The sequence below is a fragment of the Caballeronia telluris genome (assembly GCF_001544495.1).
Classification (GTDB): Bacteria; Pseudomonadota; Gammaproteobacteria; order Burkholderiales; family Burkholderiaceae; genus Caballeronia; species Caballeronia telluris.
In genome coordinates this window covers 113513-134821 of the sequence record NZ_FCNZ02000015.1, presented here as the reverse complement: position 1 = coordinate 134821, position 21309 = coordinate 113513, and the positions used below count along the sequence as shown (strand labels likewise).

At 63.5% G+C, this 21309-nt stretch carries 16 protein-coding genes; 8 read left to right on the top strand and 8 right to left on the bottom strand.

What is annotated here, in order from left to right:
* Positions 1–322: 322 nt before the first annotated feature.
* Together AWB66_RS20185 and AWB66_RS20180 are read left to right on the top strand one after the other, a co-directional pair.
* Entirely contained in the window at positions 323–955 is a 633-nt protein-coding gene (locus AWB66_RS20185; protein ID WP_087631952.1) for a LysE family translocator, read from the top strand.
* On the top strand, positions 952–1419 hold the full coding sequence (locus AWB66_RS20180; RefSeq protein ID WP_087631951.1) for an SgcJ/EcaC family oxidoreductase: 468 nt from the start codon (positions 952–954) through the stop codon (positions 1417–1419). Before AWB66_RS20185 ends, AWB66_RS20180 begins: the two co-directional genes overlap by 4 nt.
* A gap of 10 nt (positions 1420–1429) precedes the next feature.
* Here the strand turns inward: AWB66_RS20180 and mnmE are convergent, their stop codons facing one another.
* Entirely contained in the window at positions 1430–2821 is a 1392-nt protein-coding gene (mnmE, locus tag AWB66_RS20175) for a tRNA uridine-5-carboxymethylaminomethyl(34) synthesis GTPase MnmE (RefSeq protein WP_087631950.1), read from the bottom strand.
* Between the two features lie 314 nt (positions 2822–3135).
* Here mnmE and AWB66_RS20170 point away from each other — a divergent pair, with 314 nt between their 5' ends.
* A complete protein-coding gene (locus AWB66_RS20170) occupies positions 3136–3552 on the top strand; it encodes a helix-turn-helix domain-containing protein (protein ID WP_087631949.1) in 417 nt (138 codons plus the stop codon).
* 64 nt (positions 3553–3616) lie between these two features.
* Here AWB66_RS20170 and yidC read toward each other — a convergent pair whose 3' ends face one another.
* The 4 genes from yidC to rpmH are packed head-to-tail and all read right to left on the bottom strand — an operon-like array spanning position 3617 to position 6334.
* On the bottom strand, positions 3617–5284 hold the full coding sequence (yidC, locus tag AWB66_RS20165; RefSeq protein WP_087631948.1) for a membrane protein insertase YidC: 1668 nt from the start codon (positions 5282–5284) through the stop codon (positions 3617–3619).
* A gap of 30 nt (positions 5285–5314) precedes the next feature.
* Positions 5315–5614, bottom strand: a complete 300-nt coding sequence (gene yidD, locus AWB66_RS20160; protein WP_087631947.1) for a membrane protein insertion efficiency factor YidD — start codon at positions 5612–5614, stop codon at positions 5315–5317.
* A 58-nt stretch (positions 5615–5672) separates the two neighbouring features.
* Positions 5673–6155 (bottom strand): ribonuclease P protein component, encoded by a 483-nt coding sequence (gene rnpA, locus AWB66_RS20155; protein WP_087631946.1) that lies wholly within the window; start codon positions 6153–6155, stop codon positions 5673–5675.
* Between the two features lie 44 nt (positions 6156–6199).
* A complete protein-coding gene (gene rpmH, locus AWB66_RS20150; protein ID WP_006998755.1) occupies positions 6200–6334 on the bottom strand; it encodes a 50S ribosomal protein L34 in 135 nt (44 codons plus the stop codon).
* A gap of 408 nt (positions 6335–6742) precedes the next feature.
* Here rpmH and dnaA point away from each other — a divergent pair, with 408 nt between their 5' ends.
* The 4 genes from dnaA (at position 6743) to AWB66_RS20130 (ending at position 13756) form a co-directional block, all read left to right on the top strand.
* A complete protein-coding gene (gene dnaA / locus AWB66_RS20145) occupies positions 6743–8314 on the top strand; it encodes a chromosomal replication initiator protein DnaA (protein ID WP_087631945.1) in 1572 nt (523 codons plus the stop codon).
* A 255-nt stretch (positions 8315–8569) separates the two neighbouring features.
* A complete protein-coding gene (dnaN, locus tag AWB66_RS20140) occupies positions 8570–9673 on the top strand; it encodes a DNA polymerase III subunit beta (protein ID WP_087631944.1) in 1104 nt (367 codons plus the stop codon).
* A 112-nt stretch (positions 9674–9785) separates the two neighbouring features.
* Positions 9786–12257, top strand: coding sequence for a DNA topoisomerase (ATP-hydrolyzing) subunit B (gyrB, locus tag AWB66_RS20135; protein ID WP_087631943.1), 2472 nt, complete (start codon positions 9786–9788; stop codon positions 12255–12257).
* 209 nt (positions 12258–12466) lie between these two features.
* Positions 12467–13756: a tetratricopeptide repeat protein gene (locus AWB66_RS20130; protein ID WP_087631942.1), complete on the top strand. Its 1290-nt coding sequence runs from the start codon at positions 12467–12469 to the stop codon at positions 13754–13756.
* Positions 13757–13763: 7 nt separating this feature from the next.
* Here the strand turns inward: AWB66_RS20130 and AWB66_RS20125 are convergent, their stop codons facing one another.
* The 3 genes from AWB66_RS20125 to AWB66_RS20115 all read right to left on the bottom strand — a co-directional run bounded on the left by AWB66_RS20125 (position 13764) and on the right by AWB66_RS20115 (position 19367).
* Entirely contained in the window at positions 13764–17201 is a 3438-nt protein-coding gene (locus AWB66_RS20125; protein WP_087631941.1) for an AAA family ATPase, read from the bottom strand.
* The gene (gene sbcD, locus AWB66_RS20120) at positions 17198–18421 is read right to left on the bottom strand and encodes an exonuclease subunit SbcD (RefSeq protein ID WP_087631940.1); all 1224 of its coding nucleotides are present in this window, start codon (positions 18419–18421) and stop codon (positions 17198–17200) included. The genes AWB66_RS20125 and sbcD overlap by 4 nt, the downstream gene beginning before the upstream one ends.
* 67 nt (positions 18422–18488) lie before the next feature.
* Entirely contained in the window at positions 18489–19367 is an 879-nt protein-coding gene (locus AWB66_RS20115) for an AraC family transcriptional regulator (protein ID WP_087631984.1), read from the bottom strand.
* Positions 19368–19884: 517 nt separating this feature from the next.
* Between AWB66_RS20115 and dbpA the strand changes: the two genes are divergently transcribed.
* Positions 19885–21267, top strand: coding sequence for an ATP-dependent RNA helicase DbpA (dbpA, locus tag AWB66_RS20105; protein ID WP_087631938.1), 1383 nt, complete (start codon positions 19885–19887; stop codon positions 21265–21267).
* Positions 21268–21309: the final 42 nt, after the last annotated feature.

The following is a 21309-nucleotide window of genomic DNA, read 5'->3' as shown; positions in this document are numbered from 1 at the left end:
AAATTGCAAGTTACAAGCACATCTTGTGTGCGTTCGCAACACGACGAAATGTCGCAGGGCGGTTTTAAAAGGGCTGCTAATAATCCGTTCTGCTCCATTCAACGCTTTCACGCATTAATCGTTTGCTGAACGCCGTGCAGTTCGCTTGGTGCGTTGCAATGTCGGTCAGGTAAACCATGACGGGAAATTGGCACGTCGCTTAACGCGCGCCGCACCGGAAAGGCTCGTGCGGCCGCCACGAAACATGCCAATGGCGGGGAGGGCTTGTCAGCCTCGTCGCTTCGTGGATAAATCGGCGCATCGACATCACGGAGACACGCGCATGACGCTTGCACAATGGCTGCCCTTTGCGATCGCCTCGGCGATTCTGGTGGCGATTCCTGGACCGACCGTCTTGCTGGTCGTGTCCTACGCGCTCGGACACGGACGCAAATACGCGCTGGCGACGACCCTCGGCGTCGCGCTCGGCGACCTGACTGCGATGACCGCGTCGATGCTGGGCCTCGGCGTGCTGCTCGCGGCATCGGCGGAATGGTTCATGTTGGTGAAGTGGGTCGGGGCGGCTTATCTCGTCTACCTCGGCCTGAAGCTGTGGCGCGCGCCCGTCGTGAATGCCGACGCCGCCGACATGACGGCGCCCGGCGAGTTGCGCACGTCGCGCATCGTCGCGCACGCGTATGCGGTCACGACGCTCAATCCGAAGAGCCTGATTTTCTTCGTCGCGTTCGTGCCGCAATTCATCGATCCGCATCAGGCGAGCGTCTCGCAGATCGCGATTTTCGAGGCGACGTTCGTCGGCATCGCGGCGGCCAATTCGTTCGTTTATGCGCTCGTGGCGTCGGGCGCGCGGCGGGCGATCCGCAAGCCTTCGGTGCAGCGCGCGGTGAACCGCACGGGCGGCGCGCTGCTGATGGGCGCGGGCATTTTTGCGGCGGCATGGAAGAGGGCGACATGAGCGACATCGACGACTGGACCGGCGCCGCGCGACGCGTGTATTTCGCGCTCCTCGCTGCGTGGAACCGCCAGGACGCGCCCGCGATGGCCGCGCTGTTCCGCGAGCGCGGCAGCATGGTCGGCTTCGACGGAAGCGCTATCGACGGACGCACGGCCATCGAAACGCATCTCGCGCCCATCTTCGCGCAGCATCCGACGCCGCGTTTCGTCGCGAAAGTGCGGGAAGTGCGGCGCATGGCGGGCGGGCAGACGCTGATGCTGCGCGGCGTCGCCGGCATGTGGCCACGCGACGCGGACGATCTGAATCCGGAGCTGAACGCGGTGCAGACGATGGTGCTGTCGCTGTGCGACGGCGAATACCGGATCGAGATGTTCCAGAACACGCCGGCCGCGTTTCACGGGCGTCCGGCGGAAAGCGAAAAGCTCAGTGCGGAGTTGCGCGAGGCGGGACGGCCGCCAACGTAGGACCGGCCGTTCACTTGCCGATGCAAAACCGGCTGAAAATCACGCCCAGCAGATCGTCCGACGTGAACTCGCCCGTGATCGAATTGAGCGAATCCTGGCCGAGCCGCAACTCCTCGGCGAAAAGGTCGAGCGCCTGGGCGTTCTGATCGGCGTGATCCGAGGCGAGCGCGAGATGTTCCGCGGCCGTGCGCAATGCAATCAAATGCCGCTCGCGCGCGAGGTAAACGCTCTCTGCGCCCGCCTGCCAGCCGGCGATCTTCAGCAGTTCGCCGCGCAGCAGTGCAATGCCGTCACCCGTTTTCGCCGATAAACGCACGTCGCGGGCATCGCCGCCTTCGGTTTGCGTCACCGACGCCGCCACGCCCGCCAGATCCGCCTTGTTCGACACGCGCACCACCGGCACGCCCGCCGGAAAACGCGCGGCAATCGCCTGGTCTTCGGGCGTCACGCCGGCGCGCGCATCGAGCAGATGCAGCACGACATCGGCGCGTTCGATCTCGCCCCAGGTCCGCTCGATGCCAATCCGCTCGACTTCGTCCTCGGTCTCGCGCAGGCCGGCCGTGTCGATCACATGCAGCGGAATGCCTTCGATCTGGATCGTCTGCGTGACCTTGTCGCGCGTGGTGCCCGCGATCGGCGTGACGATGGCAAGCTCCGCGCCCGCGAGCGCGTTCAACAGCGATGACTTCCCGACGTTCGGCTGGCCCGCCAGCACCACCGAGAGCCCTTCCCGCAGGAGCGCGCCTTGCCGCGCGTCGGCGAGCACCGTCGCGAGCCGCTCGCGGATGCGCGCGAGCTTGCCGCGCGCGTCGGCGGCTTCGAGAAAGTCGATCTCTTCTTCGGGGAAATCGAGCGTCGCTTCGACCAGCATCCGCAGCGTGATCACGTCCTCGACAAGCGCGTGGATTTCGCGCGAGAACGCGCCGTCGAGAGAGCGTCCGGCCGAGCGCGCGGCCGCTTCCGTGCTCGCCTCGATCAGATCGGCGACGGCTTCCGCCTGCGCGAGATCGAGTTTGTCGTTGAGGAACGCGCGGCGCGTGAATTCGCCCGGCTCGGCTAGACGCAGGCCGAATTCGCGCCCGACCTCGATCGCGCGCTGCAACACGAGTTGCAGCACGATCGGGCCGCCGTGGCCCTGCAGTTCGAGGACGTGCTCGCCGGTGTACGAGTGCGGCGCCGGAAAATACAGCGCGATGCCGCGATCGAGCGCTTCGCCTTTGCCGTCGATGAACGGCACGTAGCTCGCGTGGCGTGCGCCCAGCAACTGGCCGCAGAGCGCGTGCATCGCGTGCGAGGCCGCCGCTTCGCCGGCGCGTCCGAACGACAGCCGCACGACGCCGATTCCGCCGCGCCCCGGAGCGGTGGCGATGGCGATGATCGGATCGGCGTCGTTGTTGAACATGGTCGGCGGGGCTCGGGTGCGGGATTGGCGGTGCCCGCATTGTATCGCGGGGCTTTCGTGCTCCTGGCGTTTAGGACGGTGAAGGAGCTTTCTGTGCTTATCTTAATTGAGATACGCTCTGGTGAGCGATTGCGACGCCAATCGAAACAATTCCAGATGCTTCCCTGAACACGCGGGCGGCACTCGGTTCGACGTACGCGTGACACTGATTTGTCAGTTTATTTTCCCAGACAAGATAAGTGGCTTACATTGTTCGCAAAATCTATCGTAGATGGTTGACTGCCAGTCAGCGTTTGCCTCGCACAATCGCGACCATGCCAACCGCAAAAGAAAAGGCCGATTTCTCGGATCGCCTGAAATTCTCAATGACCCGCGCTCCCGAGAAGATGCGCGGGGCGACAGATCTCGCACTGCATTTCAATCTGCGCTATCACGGCGAATCGGTGTCGCCGCAAACCGCGCACAAGTGGCTCTCGGCGCGCTCGATTCCGACCGTCGATAAATTGCAGACGCTCGCCGACTGGTTCAAGGTGGACTTGCACTGGCTGCACTACGGGCCGTCGCCGAGCGGAACTGCGCAAGGCGTGCCAAAGCCGATTGCCCGGGATGAGAAGTATCCTGCGTCGGAGGAGATGCTTGAACTGGCGTCGAAAATCGAGGCGCTTTCGCCTGATCATCGGTATCTGGTCGAGAAACTGATCAATGAGTTTTATGGCGTGGTGAAACGCTAGCCCGAAAACAAAAACGCCCGGACTGAAGTCCGGGCGTTTTTGCGTGAGCGAAGCATCGGGCGCGTCAAGCCGCCTTCTTACTCGCCCCCATCATGCGCGTGATGTAATACTGCTGCGCGATCGACAGCACGTTGTTCACCACGTAATACAGCACCAGACCGGCCGGGAAGAAGAAGAACATGACCGAGAACGCGATCGGCATGAACATCATCATCTTCGCCTGAACGGGGTCGGGCGGCGTCGGGTTGAGCTTCGTCTGCAGGAACATCGAGACGGCCATCAGCACCGGCAGGATGAAGAACGGGTCCTGCTGCGACAGATCGTGAATCCAGCCGATCCACGGCGCGCCGCGCATTTCCACCGACGACAGCAGCACCCAGTACAGCGAGATGAACACCGGAATCTGCACGACGACCGGCAGACAGCCGCCGAACGGATTGACCTTTTCGGTCTTGTACAACTCCATCAGCGCGGCGTTCATCTTCTGCGGATCGCTCTTGAAGCGTTCACGCAATTGCTGCATGCGCGGCGTGATGGCCTTCATGCGCGCCATCGACTTGTAGCTCGCCGCCGACAGCGGGAAGAACACGGCCTTGATGAGCAGCGTCAGGAGCACGATCGACCAGCCCCAGTTGCCGACATAGCTGTGGATCTTTTCCAGCAGCCAGAAGAGCGGCTTGGCGATGATCGTCACCATGCCGTAGTCCTTCACCAGTTCCAGCCCCGGCGCGATGCCTTCGAGCATGCGCTCTTCTTCCGGACCGGCGAAGAGACGCGCATCGACGGTGGCGCTTTGTCCCGGCGCGATGGTCTGCACCGGCATCTGCACGCCCACGCGATACAGTTGGTCGATCTTCTGCACGTAGATGTCGCGCTTCACGCCCTGCTGCGGAATCCACGCCGACGCGAAGTAATGCTGCACCATCGCGATCCAGCCGTTGTCGGCGGAAGGCTCGAAGGTCGCCTTGTTCTTGTCGATGTCGCTGAAGTCGATCTTCTGGAAGTGATGCTGATCCGTGTAGACAGCCGGCCCGATGAACGTGTGCGAGAAGCGCGGCGTTTCCACCGGCGTGTTGTCGCGCACGAGTTCCATGTAGAGCTTCGGCGTGACCGGCGCGGTGCCGACGTTCTCGATCTTCGTATCGACGTTGATCACATAGCTGCCGCGCGTGAACGTGTAGGTCTTCACGACCTTCACGCCGCCCTTCACCGGCGATTCGAACGCGAGCGAAAGCGTCTTCGCATCGCCCGACAGCGACGTCTGGCCCGGAACCGGCGTGAAGACGTCGTTATGGTTCGGGAAATCGCCGCCGAGCAGGCCCGTGCGCGCGAGATACGTGTGCGTCGCGGTGTGATCGAAAAGGGTGATGTAGAGGTCGGGCTGCTTGCCGTCGCCTTCCTTCACGAGCGAGAGCTTGGACAGCGTGCCGCCGCGCGTATCGATTTCGCCTGCGTAGACGTCCGTCGAGAACTTGACGATCTGCGCGGCCGCGTTCGCGGGCGGCGTCGCCGTGCCGGGCGCGGCTGCGGTCACGCCGCTGGCGGCTGCGGGCAGGTCGGCGGGTTGCGTGCCCGGCGTCGTGGTTCCCGGTGCGGCAGTGCCGGCCGTCTTGGTCGGGACGGCGTTCGGGAAGAACATCGACGGGCGCCCATGGTCACGTTGCCAGTTGTCGAACAGCATGACAGCCGACATGAAGAAGATGACCCATAGGACGGTACGTTTGATATCCATGCGTTGTCTCAGTGTCGATCGAAAAGCGCTTTAGCGCCGTTTGGTAGTGAGTTCTTCTGATGCAGATTCGCCCGCCGATCGGCTGACGGGCGGGGAATCGCGTCGTGAAGCCGGCGACGGTGGCGGGACCAGGTCGATGCCGCCAGCCGAGAACGGATGACAGCGGCACAGGCGTTTAGCTGCGAGATACGTGCCGTGCGCGGCGCCATGATACTGGATTGCTTCGCGCGCGTAGTCGGAACAGGAAGGGAAAAAGCGGCAGCGGTTGCCGAGCAGAGGGCTCACAGCAAGCTTGTAAAAGCGCAACAACGCGATCAGTGCCGTTTGCATAAGCTTCGCGCCGCGGATTTTTCTGGCTCGCGCGAGCGAACCGGATACCGCGTGCGCCTCATTGCCCGGAGGGCTTCGGTGAATCGTCGACGGCCGGTGCCGCGACGTCCTGCACCGCGCGACGTGCCGCTTCGCGCACCGCACGGTCGATCAGCATGTCGATCTCGCCGCGCATCAGCGTTCGAAGCGGCGGCGACTTCGCGCTCGGCATGGCCTTGCGGTCGATCTTCGCGTGCAGCCTCAAGAGAATATCCCACCCGCCGAGTTCCGCGCGACGCAACCGGAACGCGTCGCGCGCGAGCCGCTTGATCAGGTTTCGCGTGACCGCGCGCGGCGCCTGCTTCTTGCCGATGACGAGCCCGAGACGCGCTTCGTTGCCAGTCGGCTTGCCGTACAGCACGAAGTGCGGGGAGCGTCGCCACGGGCGCAAACGAAAAACGGATGAGTATTCATCCGTTTTCAGTAGCCTTGCGGCCTTGGGGAACGCGGCCTGCGCTCGCAACTGAATGGTGTCCTGTGAGGAGCCTTCCGCGCGGGGCATGTCCGGTTCGCACGCCGGGTTAGCGCGTGCCGACAAAAGCAACCTTAAACTGCCAGGCGCTTGCGGCCCTTCGCGCGACGTGCGTTGATCACTTTGCGGCCGCCTGCCGTCTTCATACGGACGCGGAAGCCATGGGTGCGCTTGCGGCGCGTCACGGAAGGTTGGTAAGTACGTTTCATGGTGCTCTCACTTGGGTGTTGATCGACCGCGCGGGCATCCGCAGAAAGCGCAATGGCCGGTGGTTCAGGAATTCGGTTTTCGCGGAACCCGCTATTTAAACCCTTTTCCTCTTGACCGTCAATAGCTTACGCGAGATGTCAAGGGCTTCCGCAGCGATTGCGTGCCGCGTGCACGATCGTTCGCCGTGCTGATTTGACCCTGTGGATAACTCGCGCTGCGTGGCGGTTTGGCGTTAGAATCTCGCCTTAATCCCAAGAATCTGCCCGCTGCTTCGGCCCGCATTTCGCCCGCAAACCCTTGCGGCGTAAGCCTCCGAAGCAATGTCTGCTTGCCGCGCCGGAGCTTGTCGCAATTTCGCGACAGGAGCGGCGGGAGACTGAGCGGCGCAACCATAACGACTGCATTCGATGAACGATTTCTGGCAACACTGTTCCGCATTGCTGGAGCGCGAACTCACGCCGCAGCAGTACGTCACGTGGATCAAACCGCTGGCCCTGGTCGACTTCGATGCCGATGCGAGCACCTTGCGCATCGCCGCGCCCAACCGTTTCAAGCTCGACTGGGTGAAAAGCCAGTTCTCCGGCCGCATCGCCGATGTGGCGCGCGAATTCTGGCACGCGCCCATCGACGTTCAGTTCGTCCTCGATCCGAAAGCGACCGCGCGCAATGCGCTCGGCGGCGCGTCGTCGGGCGCGTCCTCGGTGCCGATGCCGCGTCCGCCGCTCGCGCGTCCGGCGGGGTCCGGCATGCAGGGCATGCAAGGCGGTGGGCAGGTGAACCACGCAAACGCCAGCGCCCATATCAACGCGCTCGCGGCCGAAGCCGCGCAGCACGCGCAGGCCACGCACGACGACCTCGACCTCCCGAGCCTCGACGCCAATGAAGCCGCCGTCGCGCGCCGCACGTGGCGTCCCGGCGGCAATGGTGCGCCTGGCGGTGAAAACGATTCCGCATACGAGCGCTCGAAGCTCAACCCGGTGCTCACGTTCGACAACTTCGTGACCGGCAAGGCGAACCAGCTCGCGCGCGCGGCCGCGATCCAGGTCGCGGACAATCCGGGCGTCTCGTACAACCCGCTCTTTTTGTATGGCGGCGTCGGCCTGGGCAAGACGCACCTGATCCACGCGATCGGCAATCAGCTTTTGATGGACAAGGCCGGCGCGCGCATCCGCTACATCCACGCGGAGCAATACGTGTCGGACGTGGTGAAGGCGTATCAGCGCAAGGCGTTCGACGACTTCAAGCGCTACTACCATTCGCTCGACCTGCTGCTCATCGACGATATCCAGTTCTTCTCGGGCAAGTCGCGCACGCAGGAAGAGTTCTTCTACGCGTTCGAGGCGCTCGTCGCGAACAAGGCGCAGGTGATCATCACGAGCGACACGTATCCGAAGGAAATTTCGGGTATCGACGACCGCCTGATCTCGCGCTTCGACTCCGGTCTGACTGTCGCGATCGAGCCGCCCGAACTCGAAATGCGCGTTGCGATCCTGATGCGCAAGGCGCAGTCCGAAGGCGTGAGCCTGTCGGAAGACGTGGCGTTTTTCGTCGCGAAGCATTTGCGCTCGAACGTGCGCGAACTCGAAGGCGCGCTGCGCAAGATCCTCGCGTATTCGAAGTTCCACGGCCGCGAGATCACGATCGAGCTGACGAAGGAAGCGCTGAAAGACCTGCTGACGGTGCAGAACCGCCAGATTTCGGTGGAGAACATCCAGAAGACTGTCGCCGACTTCTACAACATCAAGGTCGCCGACATGTATTCGAAGAAGCGTCCGGCGAACATCGCGCGGCCGCGGCAGATCGCGATGTATCTGGCGAAGGAACTGACGCAGAAAAGCCTGCCGGAGATCGGCGAACTCTTCGGTGGACGCGATCACACGACCGTGCTGCACGCCGTGCGCAAGATCGGCGCCGAGCGCGGCACGGACGCGCAGTTGAATCACGAGTTGCACGTCCTCGAACAGACGCTCAAGGGCTGATCGCGGGCTAAAGAACACGCGCCTCAAAAATGCGCCGCCAAGCCTCTGTTTATTGACGAAAATGCCCCCATTTCTAGGGAGCGGTTCCGTTTTGAGGCACAATACGGGTTTGACCGCCCGCGGGCCTTGGGCGGCATTAGGCGCCAAGCTTTCGCGCGAAACCGGCGCGGGCCGGCAACGCGTGTTACGAGGCTGTCCGAAGGCAAAACGGTGGCACGACCGTCGGGCAGGCCGTCACATCAACGAAGGAACTCTATGCAACTGGTCAAGACCGAACGGGATAATCTTCTAAGGCCGCTGCAAACCGTGAGCGGTATCGTCGAACGCCGTCATACGTTGCCGATCCTCGCCAATTTGCTGATCACCAAGAATGGCGCCGACGTGTCGTTCCTCTCGACCGACCTCGAGCTTCAGATCACCACACGCGCCGATTTCGGCGTCGGCAGCGATCAAGTCGCCACCACCGTTGCCGCGCGCAAGCTGCTCGACATCCTGCGCGCCATGCCGCCGGGCGAAGTCGCGCTCGATCTGTCCGACAAGCGCCTCACCGTGCGCTCGGGCAAGAGCCGTTTCGCGCTGCAGACGCTCGCCGCCGACGAATTCCCGACCGTCAACCAGTCTACTGACTTCGGCGCGAGCCTGTCGGTTCCGCAGAAGACGTTTCGCCAGTTGCTCGGCATGGTCCATTTCGCGATGGCCCAGCAGGACATCCGCTATTACCTGAACGGCATGCTGCTCGTCGTCGACGGCGACCAGCTGATGGCGGTCGCAACAGACGGCCACCGCCTCGCGTTTTCGTCGATGAAGATCGAAGGGTCGTTCCCGCGCCAGGAAGTCATCATTCCGCGCAAGACCATTCTGGAACTTCAGCGCCTCCTGGAAGACATCGACGACAGCCTGAAGATCGACATCGCGCCCACGCAGGTGAAATTCACCTTCGGGCAGGTGGAACTGGTGTCCAAGCTCGTCGAAGGCAAGTTCCCCGACTTCCAGCGCGTGATTCCGAAGTCGCACAAGAACACGTTCCTGATCGGCCGCGAAGAACTGCAGCGTTCGCTCCAACGCGCGGCCATTCTCACGTCCGACAAGTTCAAGGGCGTGCGCTGCCTGATCGAGCCGGGTCAACTGAAGATCATGTCGACCAACGCCGACCAGGAAGAAGCGCAGGAAGAGCTGGAAATCGCCTATCAGGGCGACAGCGTCGACATCGGGTTCAACGTCACGTATCTGCTCGACGTGCTCGCGAACCTGAAGGTCGACAACCTCCAGGTGAGCCTCGGCGACGCCAACTCCAGCGCGCTGATCACGATTCCTGAGAACGAGGAATTCAAATACGTGGTGATGCCGATGCGCATCTGACGCGTTCAGAACCGAAAACTTTCCAAGGGGCGGCGCGCCCCTTTGGCGTTTTTAAGGTGATTCGAAAAGTCTCGAGCGGCAACCCAGCAGTGACGCAGAACCGGAAAATTTCATGACTGAAAACACGAATTCGCAACCCGACAACAGCTATGGCGCCTCGTCCATTCAGATCCTCGAAGGTCTGGAGGCGGTGCGCAAGCGCCCGGGCATGTATATCGGCGATACGTCGGATGGCACCGGTTTGCATCACCTCGTATTCGAAGTGTTGGACAACTCCATCGACGAAGCGCTTGCGGGCTATTGCGACGACATCCACGTCACGATTCACGCGGACAACTCCATTTCCGTGACCGATAACGGCCGCGGCGTGCCGACCGGCCTGAAGCGCGACGACAAGCACGACCCGAAGCGCAGCGCCGCCGAAATCGTGATGACGGAACTGCACGCGGGCGGCAAGTTCGACCAGAACAGCTACAAGGTGTCGGGCGGGCTGCACGGCGTGGGCGTGTCGTGCGTGAACGGGCTTTCCGAGTGGTTGCGTCTGACCGTGCGCCGCGATGGCAAGAAGCACTTCATGGAGTTTCGTCGGGGTGTGGTGCAGAACCGCGAGATTATCGAGGAGGACGGCGTTCAGTGTTCGCCGATGCCGGTCGTCGGCGATACGGAAAATCGCGGCACCGAAGTGCATTTCATGGCCGACGTAACGATCTTCGGCAACGTCGAGTTCCACTACGACATTCTCGCGAAGCGCATGCGCGAACTGTCGTTCCTGAATAACGGCGTGCGCATCCGCCTGACCGATCAGCGCACCGGCAAGGAAGACGACTTCGCGTTCATCGGCGGCGTGAAGGGTTTTGTCGACTACATCAACAAGACGAAGCAAGTCCTGCATCCGACCGTGTTCCACGCGACGGGCGAGAAGGACAACGTGACCGTCGAAGTCGCGATGCAGTGGAACGACAGCTACAACGAAAACGTGCTGTGCTTCACGAACAACATTCCGCAGCGCGACGGCGGCACGCACCTGACCGGCCTGCGCGCGGCCATGACGCGCGTGATGAACAAGTACATCGTCGATCACGAAATCGCGAAGAAGGCGAAGGTCGAGACGACCGGCGACGACATGCGCGAAGGCTTGTCGTGCGTGCTGTCGGTGAAGGTGCCAGAGCCGAAGTTCAGCTCGCAGACGAAGGACAAGCTGGTGTCGTCGGAAGTGCGCGCGCCGGTGGAAGAGGTGGTCGCGAAAGCGCTTGAGGATTACCTGCAGGAAACACCGAACGACGCGAAGATCATCACCGGCAAGATCATCGATGCCGCGCGCGCGCGCGACGCCGCGCGCAAGGCGCGCGAGATGACGCGCCGCAAGGGCATACTCGATGGCGGCGGCTTGCCGGGCAAGCTCGCGGACTGCCAGGAGAAGGACCCGGCGAAGTCGGAAATCTATATCGTCGAGGGCGACTCGGCGGGTGGATCGGCGAAGCAGGGGCGCGACCGGAAGTTCCAGGCCATTCTGCCGCTGCGCGGCAAGGTGCTGAACGTGGAGCGCGCGCGCTTCGACAAGCTGATTTCGTCGGAGCAGATCGTGACGTTGATCACGGCGCTCGGCACCGGCTTCGGCAAGGACGATTACAACATCGAGAAGCTGCGCTATCACCGCATCATCATCATGACCGACGCGGACGTCGATGGCGCGCACATCCGCACGCTGCTCCTGACGTTCTTCTACCGGCAGATGCCGGAGATCGTCGAGCGCGGGTATATCTACATCGCGCAGCCGCCGCTCTACAAGCTGAAGGCGGGCAAGGACGAGCGCTATCTAAAGGACACGCACGAACTCAACCAGCACATGCTGAAACTGGCGCTGCAGGGTTCGGAACTGGTGCCTTCGGACGGCGCGGCGCCGATTTCCGGCGATGCGCTCGGCGAACTCGCGCGCGCGTATCTGCTGGCGCAGGCGGTGGTCGACCGTGTCAGCCGTTTCTACGACGTGAGCGCGCTCGAAGCCGTGATGGACGGCATCGTGCTGGATCTGTCGTCGGAAGAGGCAGCGGCCGCTTCCGCGAAGGCGCTCCAGGACACGCTGCGCGCTGATCCGATCCGGCCCGAAGTGACCGTCGAAGCAACCTACGATCCGGTGCGTGAAGTGCGATCGCTGCATATCAAGCGCCGGCATCACGGGAACGTGAAGGTGTCGGTGATCGACGAGGATTTCCAGCTCACCGCGGATTACAAGCAGCTCGTTTCCACAGCCGATACGTTCAAGGGGCTGATCGGCGCGGGTGCGCTGATCAAGCGCGGCGAACGGTCGATGGCCGTGAGCGACTTCAAGAGCGCGATGAAATGGCTGATCGCCGATGCCGAGCGCAACGTCACCAAGCAGCGGTACAAGGGGCTTGGCGAGATGAATCCTTCGCAGCTGTGGGAAACGACGATGGACCCGAGCGTGCGGCGTTTGCTGCGCGTGCAGATCGAAGACGCGATCGCGGCGGATGGCATCTTCACTACGTTGATGGGTGACGATGTGGAGCCGCGTCGGGCGTTCATCGAGAACAATGCGTTGCGGGCGGGGAATATTGATGTTTGAGCGGAGCGCCGTCGCTTCCTGACCCCGACCACCGCAGTCCCAAAAAGCCAACTGATCTCCGATCAGTTGGCTTTTTTCATGGCCGTGGAAAAACTACGCTCAACGGACGAATCTCGCGCCAAACCGTCAAATAACGTCAAGAAAGTATCGGCCGGCGCCTCATCACGCCTTAGAGTTTTGACCGCCCGAACCAGCCCGAAACTCCCGTCATGAAGAAAACCGCCCCAGTCGCCAAGTCCGGTGCCGCGCGCTCCGTCTCTCCCGCCATGGCCGCACGCTTTGCCGCCGCCGCCGCAAACTTCAACGCCGCGCTGGCCCACAACGATTTTCACGCCGGCGCGCGATTCGCCGAAGAAGCCTTGCGGATCGTTCCGGGCCACATGACGGTGCTGTCGGACTACGCGCTCTGCCTGATGCGCACGGGCGCACACGAAGACTCCTACAAGATCTACACGAACATTCTGAAAGCATCGCCCGCGCAACAGCGCCAGGCGTCCTCGACCTGGTTTCACGGCCTCGTCGAACTGTGCGGCCTGATGGGCAAGCGCGACGAACTGCGTCGGCATGGCCTGCGCGCGCTGACCGAAGCCGACGTGCTGCATCGCTCGTCCGGCATCGAGATCGATTCGGCGACGAAGCCGCCCGCGTTCGACGCATCGAAGCCGCTGGAAAACGTCATCGCGTTCTCGTTGTTCGGCGCGAATCCGCGCTACTGCGAGCCGGCGGTGACGAACGTGCTGGTGGCGCGCGAGCTTTTCGAGGGCTGGACATGCCGCGTCTACCTCGATGCGAGCGTGCCGCAGCATGTGCATCGCCGACTGCGCGAAGCCGGCGCGCAACTCGTCGACATGGACGGCAGCGGCCCCGACGCCATCCATCCGCTGATGTGGCGCTTTCTCGTCGTCGACGATCCGAGCGTGAAGCGCTTCCTGCTGCGCGACGCCGATTCGCTGCTTTCGGAGCGCGAGGCCGCGGCGGTTCGCGCGTGGATCGACAGCCCGTTTCTCTTTCATCACATGCGCGACTACTACTCGCATACCGAGCTGATTCTTGCCGGGTTGTGGGGCGGATGCCGCGGTGTTCTGCCGAGCATGCAGCAGGCGATGCGCGACTACAGCGCGCAAAAGAGCAAGAGCAGCGGCCGTTTCGTCGATCAGCATTTTCTGCGCGAGAAAGTCTGGCCGACGATTCGCCAGAGCCTCCTGAGCCATGACGAACTCTTCGGTTTTCACGGCGCGCAGCCGTTCCCGCCGCACGCGCCGGTGCGCTGGAAGACGGACAAGTTCCACGTCGGCAGCAACGCGAGCCATCAGGCGATCGGCGGCGCGAGCGCGTTGCCGGACGGCTCGCCGCAGCGCCTGCTCGTCTGCGATCCGCAAGGCAACGTGCTTTTCGACTACACGGCCATCGTGCGCGGGAGCGAATGGCGCCTCGACATGCCGTTCTTCATCATCGACGCCATTCAGGCAGGCCGCGTCCACGTTCGCGCTGCGCCGTGAGAAAGCGTCAACCCGTCGTCACCTCGACGGTGGAAAAGCCGATGCCCACGCTCTTCGCCACCCGGATCTGCAGCGGAATGCGTTCCTTGAGCGCCTCCACGTGACTGATCACGCCGATGGTCTTGCCGGTCGCGTTGAGCGAATCCAGCGCGTTGAGCGCAATTTCCAGCGTCTCGCCGTCGAGCGTGCCGAAGCCCTCGTCGAGAAAAAGCGAATCGATCGACGTCTTGTGGCTCACGAGATCCGAGAGCGCCAGCGCGAGCGCGAGACTCACGAGAAAGCTCTCGCCGCCCGATAGCGTGCGCGTGTCGCGCGCGACATCTCCCTGCCACGTATCGACGACTTCCATCTCCAGATCGCCGCCCGGCTTGCGGTTCAACAGATAGCGCCCGTGCAGCTGCGAGAGCTGCCGGTTGGCGAGATAGACGAGATGATCGAGCGTTAGCCCCTGCGCAAACTTGCGATACTTCGCGCCATCGGACGAGCCGATCAGGCCGCTCAGGCGCTGCCACAGATCGTGCCGTGTTCGCTGCTTTTCGATCTCCTCGAATAGCGACTGCTGATTCACGCGCTGCTGCGTGTCCTGCTTCAGCGTGGCGCGGATTTCGCCGTGTCGTTGATTCAGCGTGCGAAGCGATTCATCCAGTTCGGTCAATTGCTGTTGCAAGGCGTCGGCGGATTGATCCGTCTTCGGTTCGGCGACGAGTTCCGCACGTCGCGCCTCGGCGGATCGTTGCAACGTGCGCGCCTCAGTGAGCCGCTTGTCGAGCGACGTTTTGCGCGCTTGCAGCCGTTCGCGTTCATCGTGCGAGAGCAATGCCTGGACGAATGCGTTCTCGTCATCGAAAGGGCTCGTCAGGAGCGCGGCTTCCCACGAAGCCGCCGTCTTTTGCGCCGTCGCCGTGTCGTCCGTCAGGCGATGCGTGAACGTCTTCTCGGCACCTTCGAGCGTGTTGGCGCGATCGCGCGTCGAGTGGTGATGCGACGCGGCCTGGTCGAAGTCGGCCTGTGCGTCTGCCGACGCGGCGAGCGTCTCCGATGCGAGTCTCATAGCGGCGGATTCATATCCGAGCCAACGCGCGGACCATGCCGCTTCTTCCTGCGCCGCCGCGTCGACGCTCGCGCGCGCGGCCTTCGTCTGATGCGACAGCGTTTCGCTTCGTTGCACGGATGCCTGCCACGTGCGCCATTCGTCGTTGCGTTGAACGAGCCAGTCGCGCCAATCCGACGACTCGTCGGGCGGAACATGTCCTGCCTCGACAATCGCAGCGTCCAGCGCGCGCAGCGTATGTTCGGCCGAAACCTGCTGCGACGCGATCCGTTCGTTCGCTTCGTCAAGCGACTTCTCGCACGCGGCGCGCTTCTCGATGATGAGCGCGAGATCGTGCTTGCTTCGCTCCGATGCCTTCTCAGCGAGATGCCGCGTATCGGCTAAACGCGCGATACGGAGATTCAACGCGTCGATGTGCGCGAGCGTCTGTTGCGCTTCGGCCAGCGTCGCGCTGTGCTGCTCGATGTGCCGGTCGAGCGCGCCGCGATCGCTCAACTCGACACTGATTTGCGCGCAACACGCGCTCCAGTCTTGCGCATACACGGCTTCGTTCTGCGCCCAACGGTCGATGCGCGTCTGCAACTGCCCGATTGCCGCCGTCGCAACCGCCGCTGCGGTGGCCGAGGCTTGCCGGCGATCGGTCGTTTTTTGAAGCGCGACTTGCTTCGCTTCGAGATCGCGCTCCGTCGTGGATGCTTCGAGCGCCTGATATTCGACGATCGCCGGATGCGCATTCGAACCACACAGCGGACAGGCTTCGCCCTCGCGCAACGCAGCGCGGTGATCGGCGAGTTGCAGGATCACCTTCTCCTGTTCGAGCAGTTTGCGCTTGTCGGCGATCTGCTCGTTCAACGCGCGGCATTCGTCGTCGATGCGCTTGATCTCGTCTTGCCGGGCCGCGAGTGACGCTTGCTGCGTCGCCAGATCGGCGATGTCGGTGCGCTGCTGCGGTGCACCTTCGTCGCGCGTCTCGGCCAGTTGACGCAACCTGTTCAGCACGGTCTGCTGCTGTTGAAGCGTCTGGAATCGCGTCTTCAGCGCAGCCTCGTGGTGACCGCCGAGCGCTTGCGCAAGACGTCCGCGCTCGTCGGACTCCGCAGTCTGAGCCGCTTGCAACGCGATCGTCGCCTGATTCACGACGCCGTGCTGCGCATCGATGTCCTTCGCATGCTTCCCTACTGCTTCGACGAAACCGCGCTGACTCTTGCGCGTCGCGTCGATGTCGTTGAGCGCATGCTGACGCGCTTCGAACTCCGAGCGCCATGTAGCGATGTGTTCGCCGAGCCGGCTTCGATGCGGATGCCTCTCGAGTGTTTCCTGCACGCGCTGCGTTTCAGCGATCAATTCGTCCAGCGACGCGCGTCGCTCGGCGGCGATCTGCCTTCGCAGATGCAGTGCGAGGCGCGCGCTGCGCGCCGCATCGAGCGATGCGTGCTCGCGTTCCGCCTTCGCATCCGCGAGACGCTTCGACGCTTCATCGAGCGTGCGCCGTGCCTCGATCATCGCGCGATGGTCTAGGCGCAGCTTTTCGGCCGGTTCGCTGGCAGCGAGCCGGTCGAGATCGTGCCGGGCGTCGGCGATCATCTGAAGCGCGCTTTGTTCGTCGATGCCAGCCTGGCGAACCTGCGCCTCCGCCGTCGACACGTCCTTGCGCCATTGCAGCATTGCCTGCGTCGAACGCTGTTCGGTGCCGAGCACGCGCGAGCGATCATCGAGTGCCGCTTCCTCCTGCTTCAGCGCATCGAGCTGCGTGGCATCGAGCAACTGCACGCCGTCCACGCGCGCCTGCAACTTGCCCAACGCATTCTCTTCGTCGCGCATCCGCTGAAACACGTTCTGCGAAATCAGCCCGTAAATATCCGTGCCGGTCAGTTCTTCGAGCAGTTCGGCGCGCTCGTTGGCCTTTGCTTCGAGAAACGCCGCGAAGCCGCCTTGCGCGAGCATCATCGACTTCGTGAAGCGCTTGAAGTCGAGGCCCGTGATCTCTTCGACGAGCTTGAGCTTGTCGTTGATCCTCTCGGTGACGATGGTGCCGTCGAGGCGTGCGAGTTCGACCTTCGGCGGCTGGAGATTGCCGCTCGCCTTGTCGCGTGCGCGACGCTGGCTCCAGAACGCGCGATAGCCCTTGCCCTTCACTTCGAATTCGACTTCCGCGAGACACTCGAACGTATGCCGCGTCATCAGTTCGTTGGTGCTCGCGGACACCGCTTCCATGCGCGGCGTGCGGTGATAGAGCGCGAGACAGATGGCGTCGAGAAGCGTGGTCTTGCCGGCGCCCGTCGGACCGGTGATCGCGAAGAGTCCGTTGTCCTTGAACGGCGGCTGGCTGAAGTCGACCTTCCAGTCGCCCTTGAGCGAGTTCAGGTTGCGTAGTCGCAGCGACAGGATTCTCATGACGCTTCCGCCTCGCCGATGCCCGCGACGACTTCGCGATACATCGATGTCAGTTGCGCGCGCAGATCGTCGTCGAGGGTTTCGGACTGAAGGCGGCGCGCGAAGACATCGTCGGGCGTGAGTTCGTTGAGCGTCTCTTTGGCCTGCGCCTGCAAGGTGTTCTGCTGCGCCGAACGTTCGCGCCGGATGCGCAGCACTTCGACCGGCAGTCCGCGCGTGATGTCTTCGATGCGCGTCTGCAGATCGCTCAGGTAGTCGTCCGAGGAGACGCTCACTTCGAGCCACACGGTCGAGCCTTCTCTCGCGCTGTCGGCAGCATCGCGGATCGACGCGGCGAGTTCCTTCAGCGATCCCTTCACCGCGTGCATCGGCTGGAAGCAGGGCACGTCGATCGGCGTGACGGCTTCGAGTCCTGCCGTCGAAACATCGACCAGCAGCATCTGCTTTTGCTGGCGCGCTTCGTCGAAGCTGAGCGCGATCGGTGATCCGCTATAGCGAATGTGCTCGAACCCGCCGACCTTCTGCGGCCGATGAATGTGCCCGAGCGCGATGTAGTCGGCGGCGGGAAACGCGGCGGTCGGAAACGCTTCGAGCGAGCCGACGTAGATCTCCCGCACCGATTCGCTCGCGCTCGCGCCGACTGTCGTCAAATGGCCCGTCGCGATGATCGGCAAGTTCAGGCCGAGTTCCGCGCGCTTTTGCCGGGCGAGCGCGAAGATCGCCTGATAGTGCGTCTGGATGGCGTCCTGCAGCGACGCCTCTTTGTCCCGCGCGGTTTGTCCCGCGACGCTCAGCAGCACGTCGCGCGGACGAATGAACGGAATCGCGCAGACGATCGCGCCGGGCGTGCCGTCGCGCGATTTCAGCACTTGCACCTGCTGGTTCGGATCGTCCTGCACCGACGGAATCACGAACGTGTTCAGCAAGGCGAGCAACTCACGCGACTCCTGCAACATCGCGACCGAATCGTGATTGCCGGCGAGCACGGTGAGCCCCACGCCCGCGTCGCGCAGCGCGAGGATCAGCCGGTTGTAGAGCTCGCGCGCGTAGCTCGGCGGCGCGCCGGTATCGAAGATGTCGCCGGCGATCAGGACCGCGTCGACGCGATGTGCGCGCGTCTGTCCGACGAGCCAGTCGATCAGCTTCTGATGTTCCGTCTGTCTGGAATGCCCGAGGAAATACTGGCCGAGATGCCAGTCTGAAGTGTGCAGGATGCGCATCGGCGAAGGGTCGGTTGCAGCGGTGGATCGTTGCCGCAAGTTTAGCCGATGGCGAGGCGCGTCCGGCTCACGCAGACGGCCTGACCGGCAGCCATATCTCGGTGACGAGTTCGGTCGGCGGCGTGTCGCGCGGGTCGTTGAGATAGACCTCGTGGACCGGCGCATCGGCGGTTTCGCGTCCGGATTGCGGCAGCCACTCGCCGTAGAGCCACTGATACGCGAAGCACAATTGCGCATAAGGGCCGACGTGCGTGAGCACCGCGAACTCGCCGCCCTTCACGTCGACGCGCGACACGGGCGCGGCGAACGCCACGTCGTCCGGCCGCGCGATCTCGACGCATGCCTGCGAGCGCAAATCGTCCTCGGGTGTGGCGCTCGGGTCGTCGAAATAGATGCCGAGCCAGCGCGCGTCGCGATCGAGCTGATCTTGCCTCGCGAGCCAGTGCGACACGGTCTCGAAGGCCTGGCCGATGTTCATGTACGGGCCGCGATGGTCGACGGCGGCGACCGTGAAGGCCTCGTGCTTGCGGATGTCGACGGGATGCATGATGTCACCTCTCGTTTGCGTTGACTCGGGCGAAAGCGGACGCCATTGCGCCGCGCCGCCCTCGTTGCGAAACTGCGCGGGCGGCATGCGATAGCTCGCCTGAAACGCGCGCGAAAACGACTGCACGCCGCTATAACCCGCGCGCTGCGCGATGGCGTCGATCGGCGCCGCGCCGCGCACGAGTTCGTTGGCCGCGCGGTGCAGCCGCAGCCGCCGCACGGTCGCCGCAGCGGTCTCGCCGTAGAACGCGTGATAGATCCGGTGCCAGTGATACGGCGAAAGGCACGCGATCTCCGCCAGGCGATTGAGGTCGAGATCGTCGTCGAGATGATCGTGGATGTAGTCGATCACGCGCGAGAGCCGCATTTCATACAGGCGTGGATTGGGCGTGTCGGTCATCGTCGTTTCTGGTTCGGATGCGATGAAAAACAACGGTAGCACGCCCGCATTTAGCAAATCTTGCGGACTTGCCGATGCCGTTTGCGCCGCCGGTTTTCCACACACGCGTACACTTCGGCATCGAACCCGCAAAATTCAGCGCGCCTGCGCGGCAGGCGCGCTCATCTCCTATCCGAAAAGATCATGTTTACCTGTCGAAACCAGCCTTGCGGCGCCAATTGGGAAGTGTCGGACGTCGACATTCATAACGAGGGCCAAGGGCTCCTGTTCCGCTGCCCGCAGTGCGGTGCGCGCAACCACGTCGTCCGCCACGAAGCAGCGGACGGCGCGCTCACCTATGAGCAGCAAGACCCGGCGCCGGTAAAGAGCGAAACGCCGAAGCCGGAAAGAAGTACACCGAGGACCGCGCCGAGGAGCGCCCCGAGGACCGCACCGAGGACCGCACCGAAGAGCGCCCCGAAGAGCGCCCCGAGGACCGCCCGCAAGAGCACGCCGCCGAAGCGCAGCCGATAACGCCATGACGACCGATACCGCTTTCACGAGCCTCCCGCTGTCGCCCGCGATGCAGGCAAACCTGCAGCAACTCGGCTACCTGACGATGACGCCGATCCAGGCCGCGAGCCTGCCGGCCGCGCTCGACGGACACGATCTCATCGCGCAGGCGAAGACGGGCAGCGGCAAGACCGCCGCGTTCGCTTTGCCGTTGCTCGTGAAGCTCGATCCGCGCGACTTCCGCCTTCAGGCGCTCGTGCTGTGCCCGACGCGCGAGCTGGCCGATCAGGTCACGCAGGAAATCCGCCGCCTCGCGCGCGCGGAGGACAACATCAAGATCCTGACGCTCTGCGGCGGCACGCCGATGCGTCCGCAAATCGCGAGTCTCGAACACGGCGCGCACATCGCGGTGGGTACGCCCGGGCGCATCATGGATCACCTGGAGCGCGGCACGCTCACGCTCGACGCGCTGCGAACCCTCGTACTCGACGAAGCCGACCGCATGCTCGACATGGGCTTCTTCGACGACATCGCGTCGGTCGCGCGGCGGTGTCCGAAGGAGCGGCAGACGCTGCTCTTCTCCGCGACGTATCCGGAAGGCATCGCGAAACTGAGCCAGCAGTTCCTGAAAAAGCCGAAGGAAATCAAGCTCACCGAGCAGCACACGAACGCGAAGATCAAGCAGCGCTTCTACGAAGTCGACGACAACGAGCGCCTGCACGCCGTGGGTCTCCTGCTCGACCATTACCGGCCGGTCAGCACGATCGCGTTCTGCAACACGAAGCAGCAATGCCGCGATCTGCTCGACGTGCTGCGCGCGCAGGGCTTCGAGGCGCTCGCGCTGCACGGCGAACTGGAACAGCGCGAGCGCGATCAGGTGCTCGTGCAGTTCGCGAATCGCAGCTGCTCGGTGCTGGTCGCAACGGATGTCGCCGCGCGCGGGCTCGATATCGCGCAACTCGAAGCGGTGATCAACGTCGACGTGACGCCCGATCCCGAGATTCACGTGCACCGCATCGGCCGCACGGGACGCGCCGACGAGGAAGGCTGGGCGCTCACGCTCGCGAGCATGGACGAGATGGGGCGCGTCGGCAGCATCGAACAGGCGCTGGGCAAGGAAGTGGAGTGGCATCCGCTTGCCGAGCTGACGTCCGCGACGCCCGGCCATCTGAAGCCGCCGATGGCGACGCTACAGATCCTCGGCGGCCGCAAGGACAAGATCCGTCCCGGCGACGTGCTCGGCGCGCTGACCGGCGAGGCGGGCTTCACGGGCGCGCAGATCGGCAAGATCAACGTGGCCGACATGGTCACTTACGTCGCGGTCGAGCGCAGCATCGCCGACGACGCCCTGCGCAAGCTCGGCGCGGGCAAGGTGAAGGGCAAGAAAGTGAAGGTGCGGCGCATCTGAGGCGGCTAATGCGGCGAAAGCGCATCGTTGATCGGACGATTC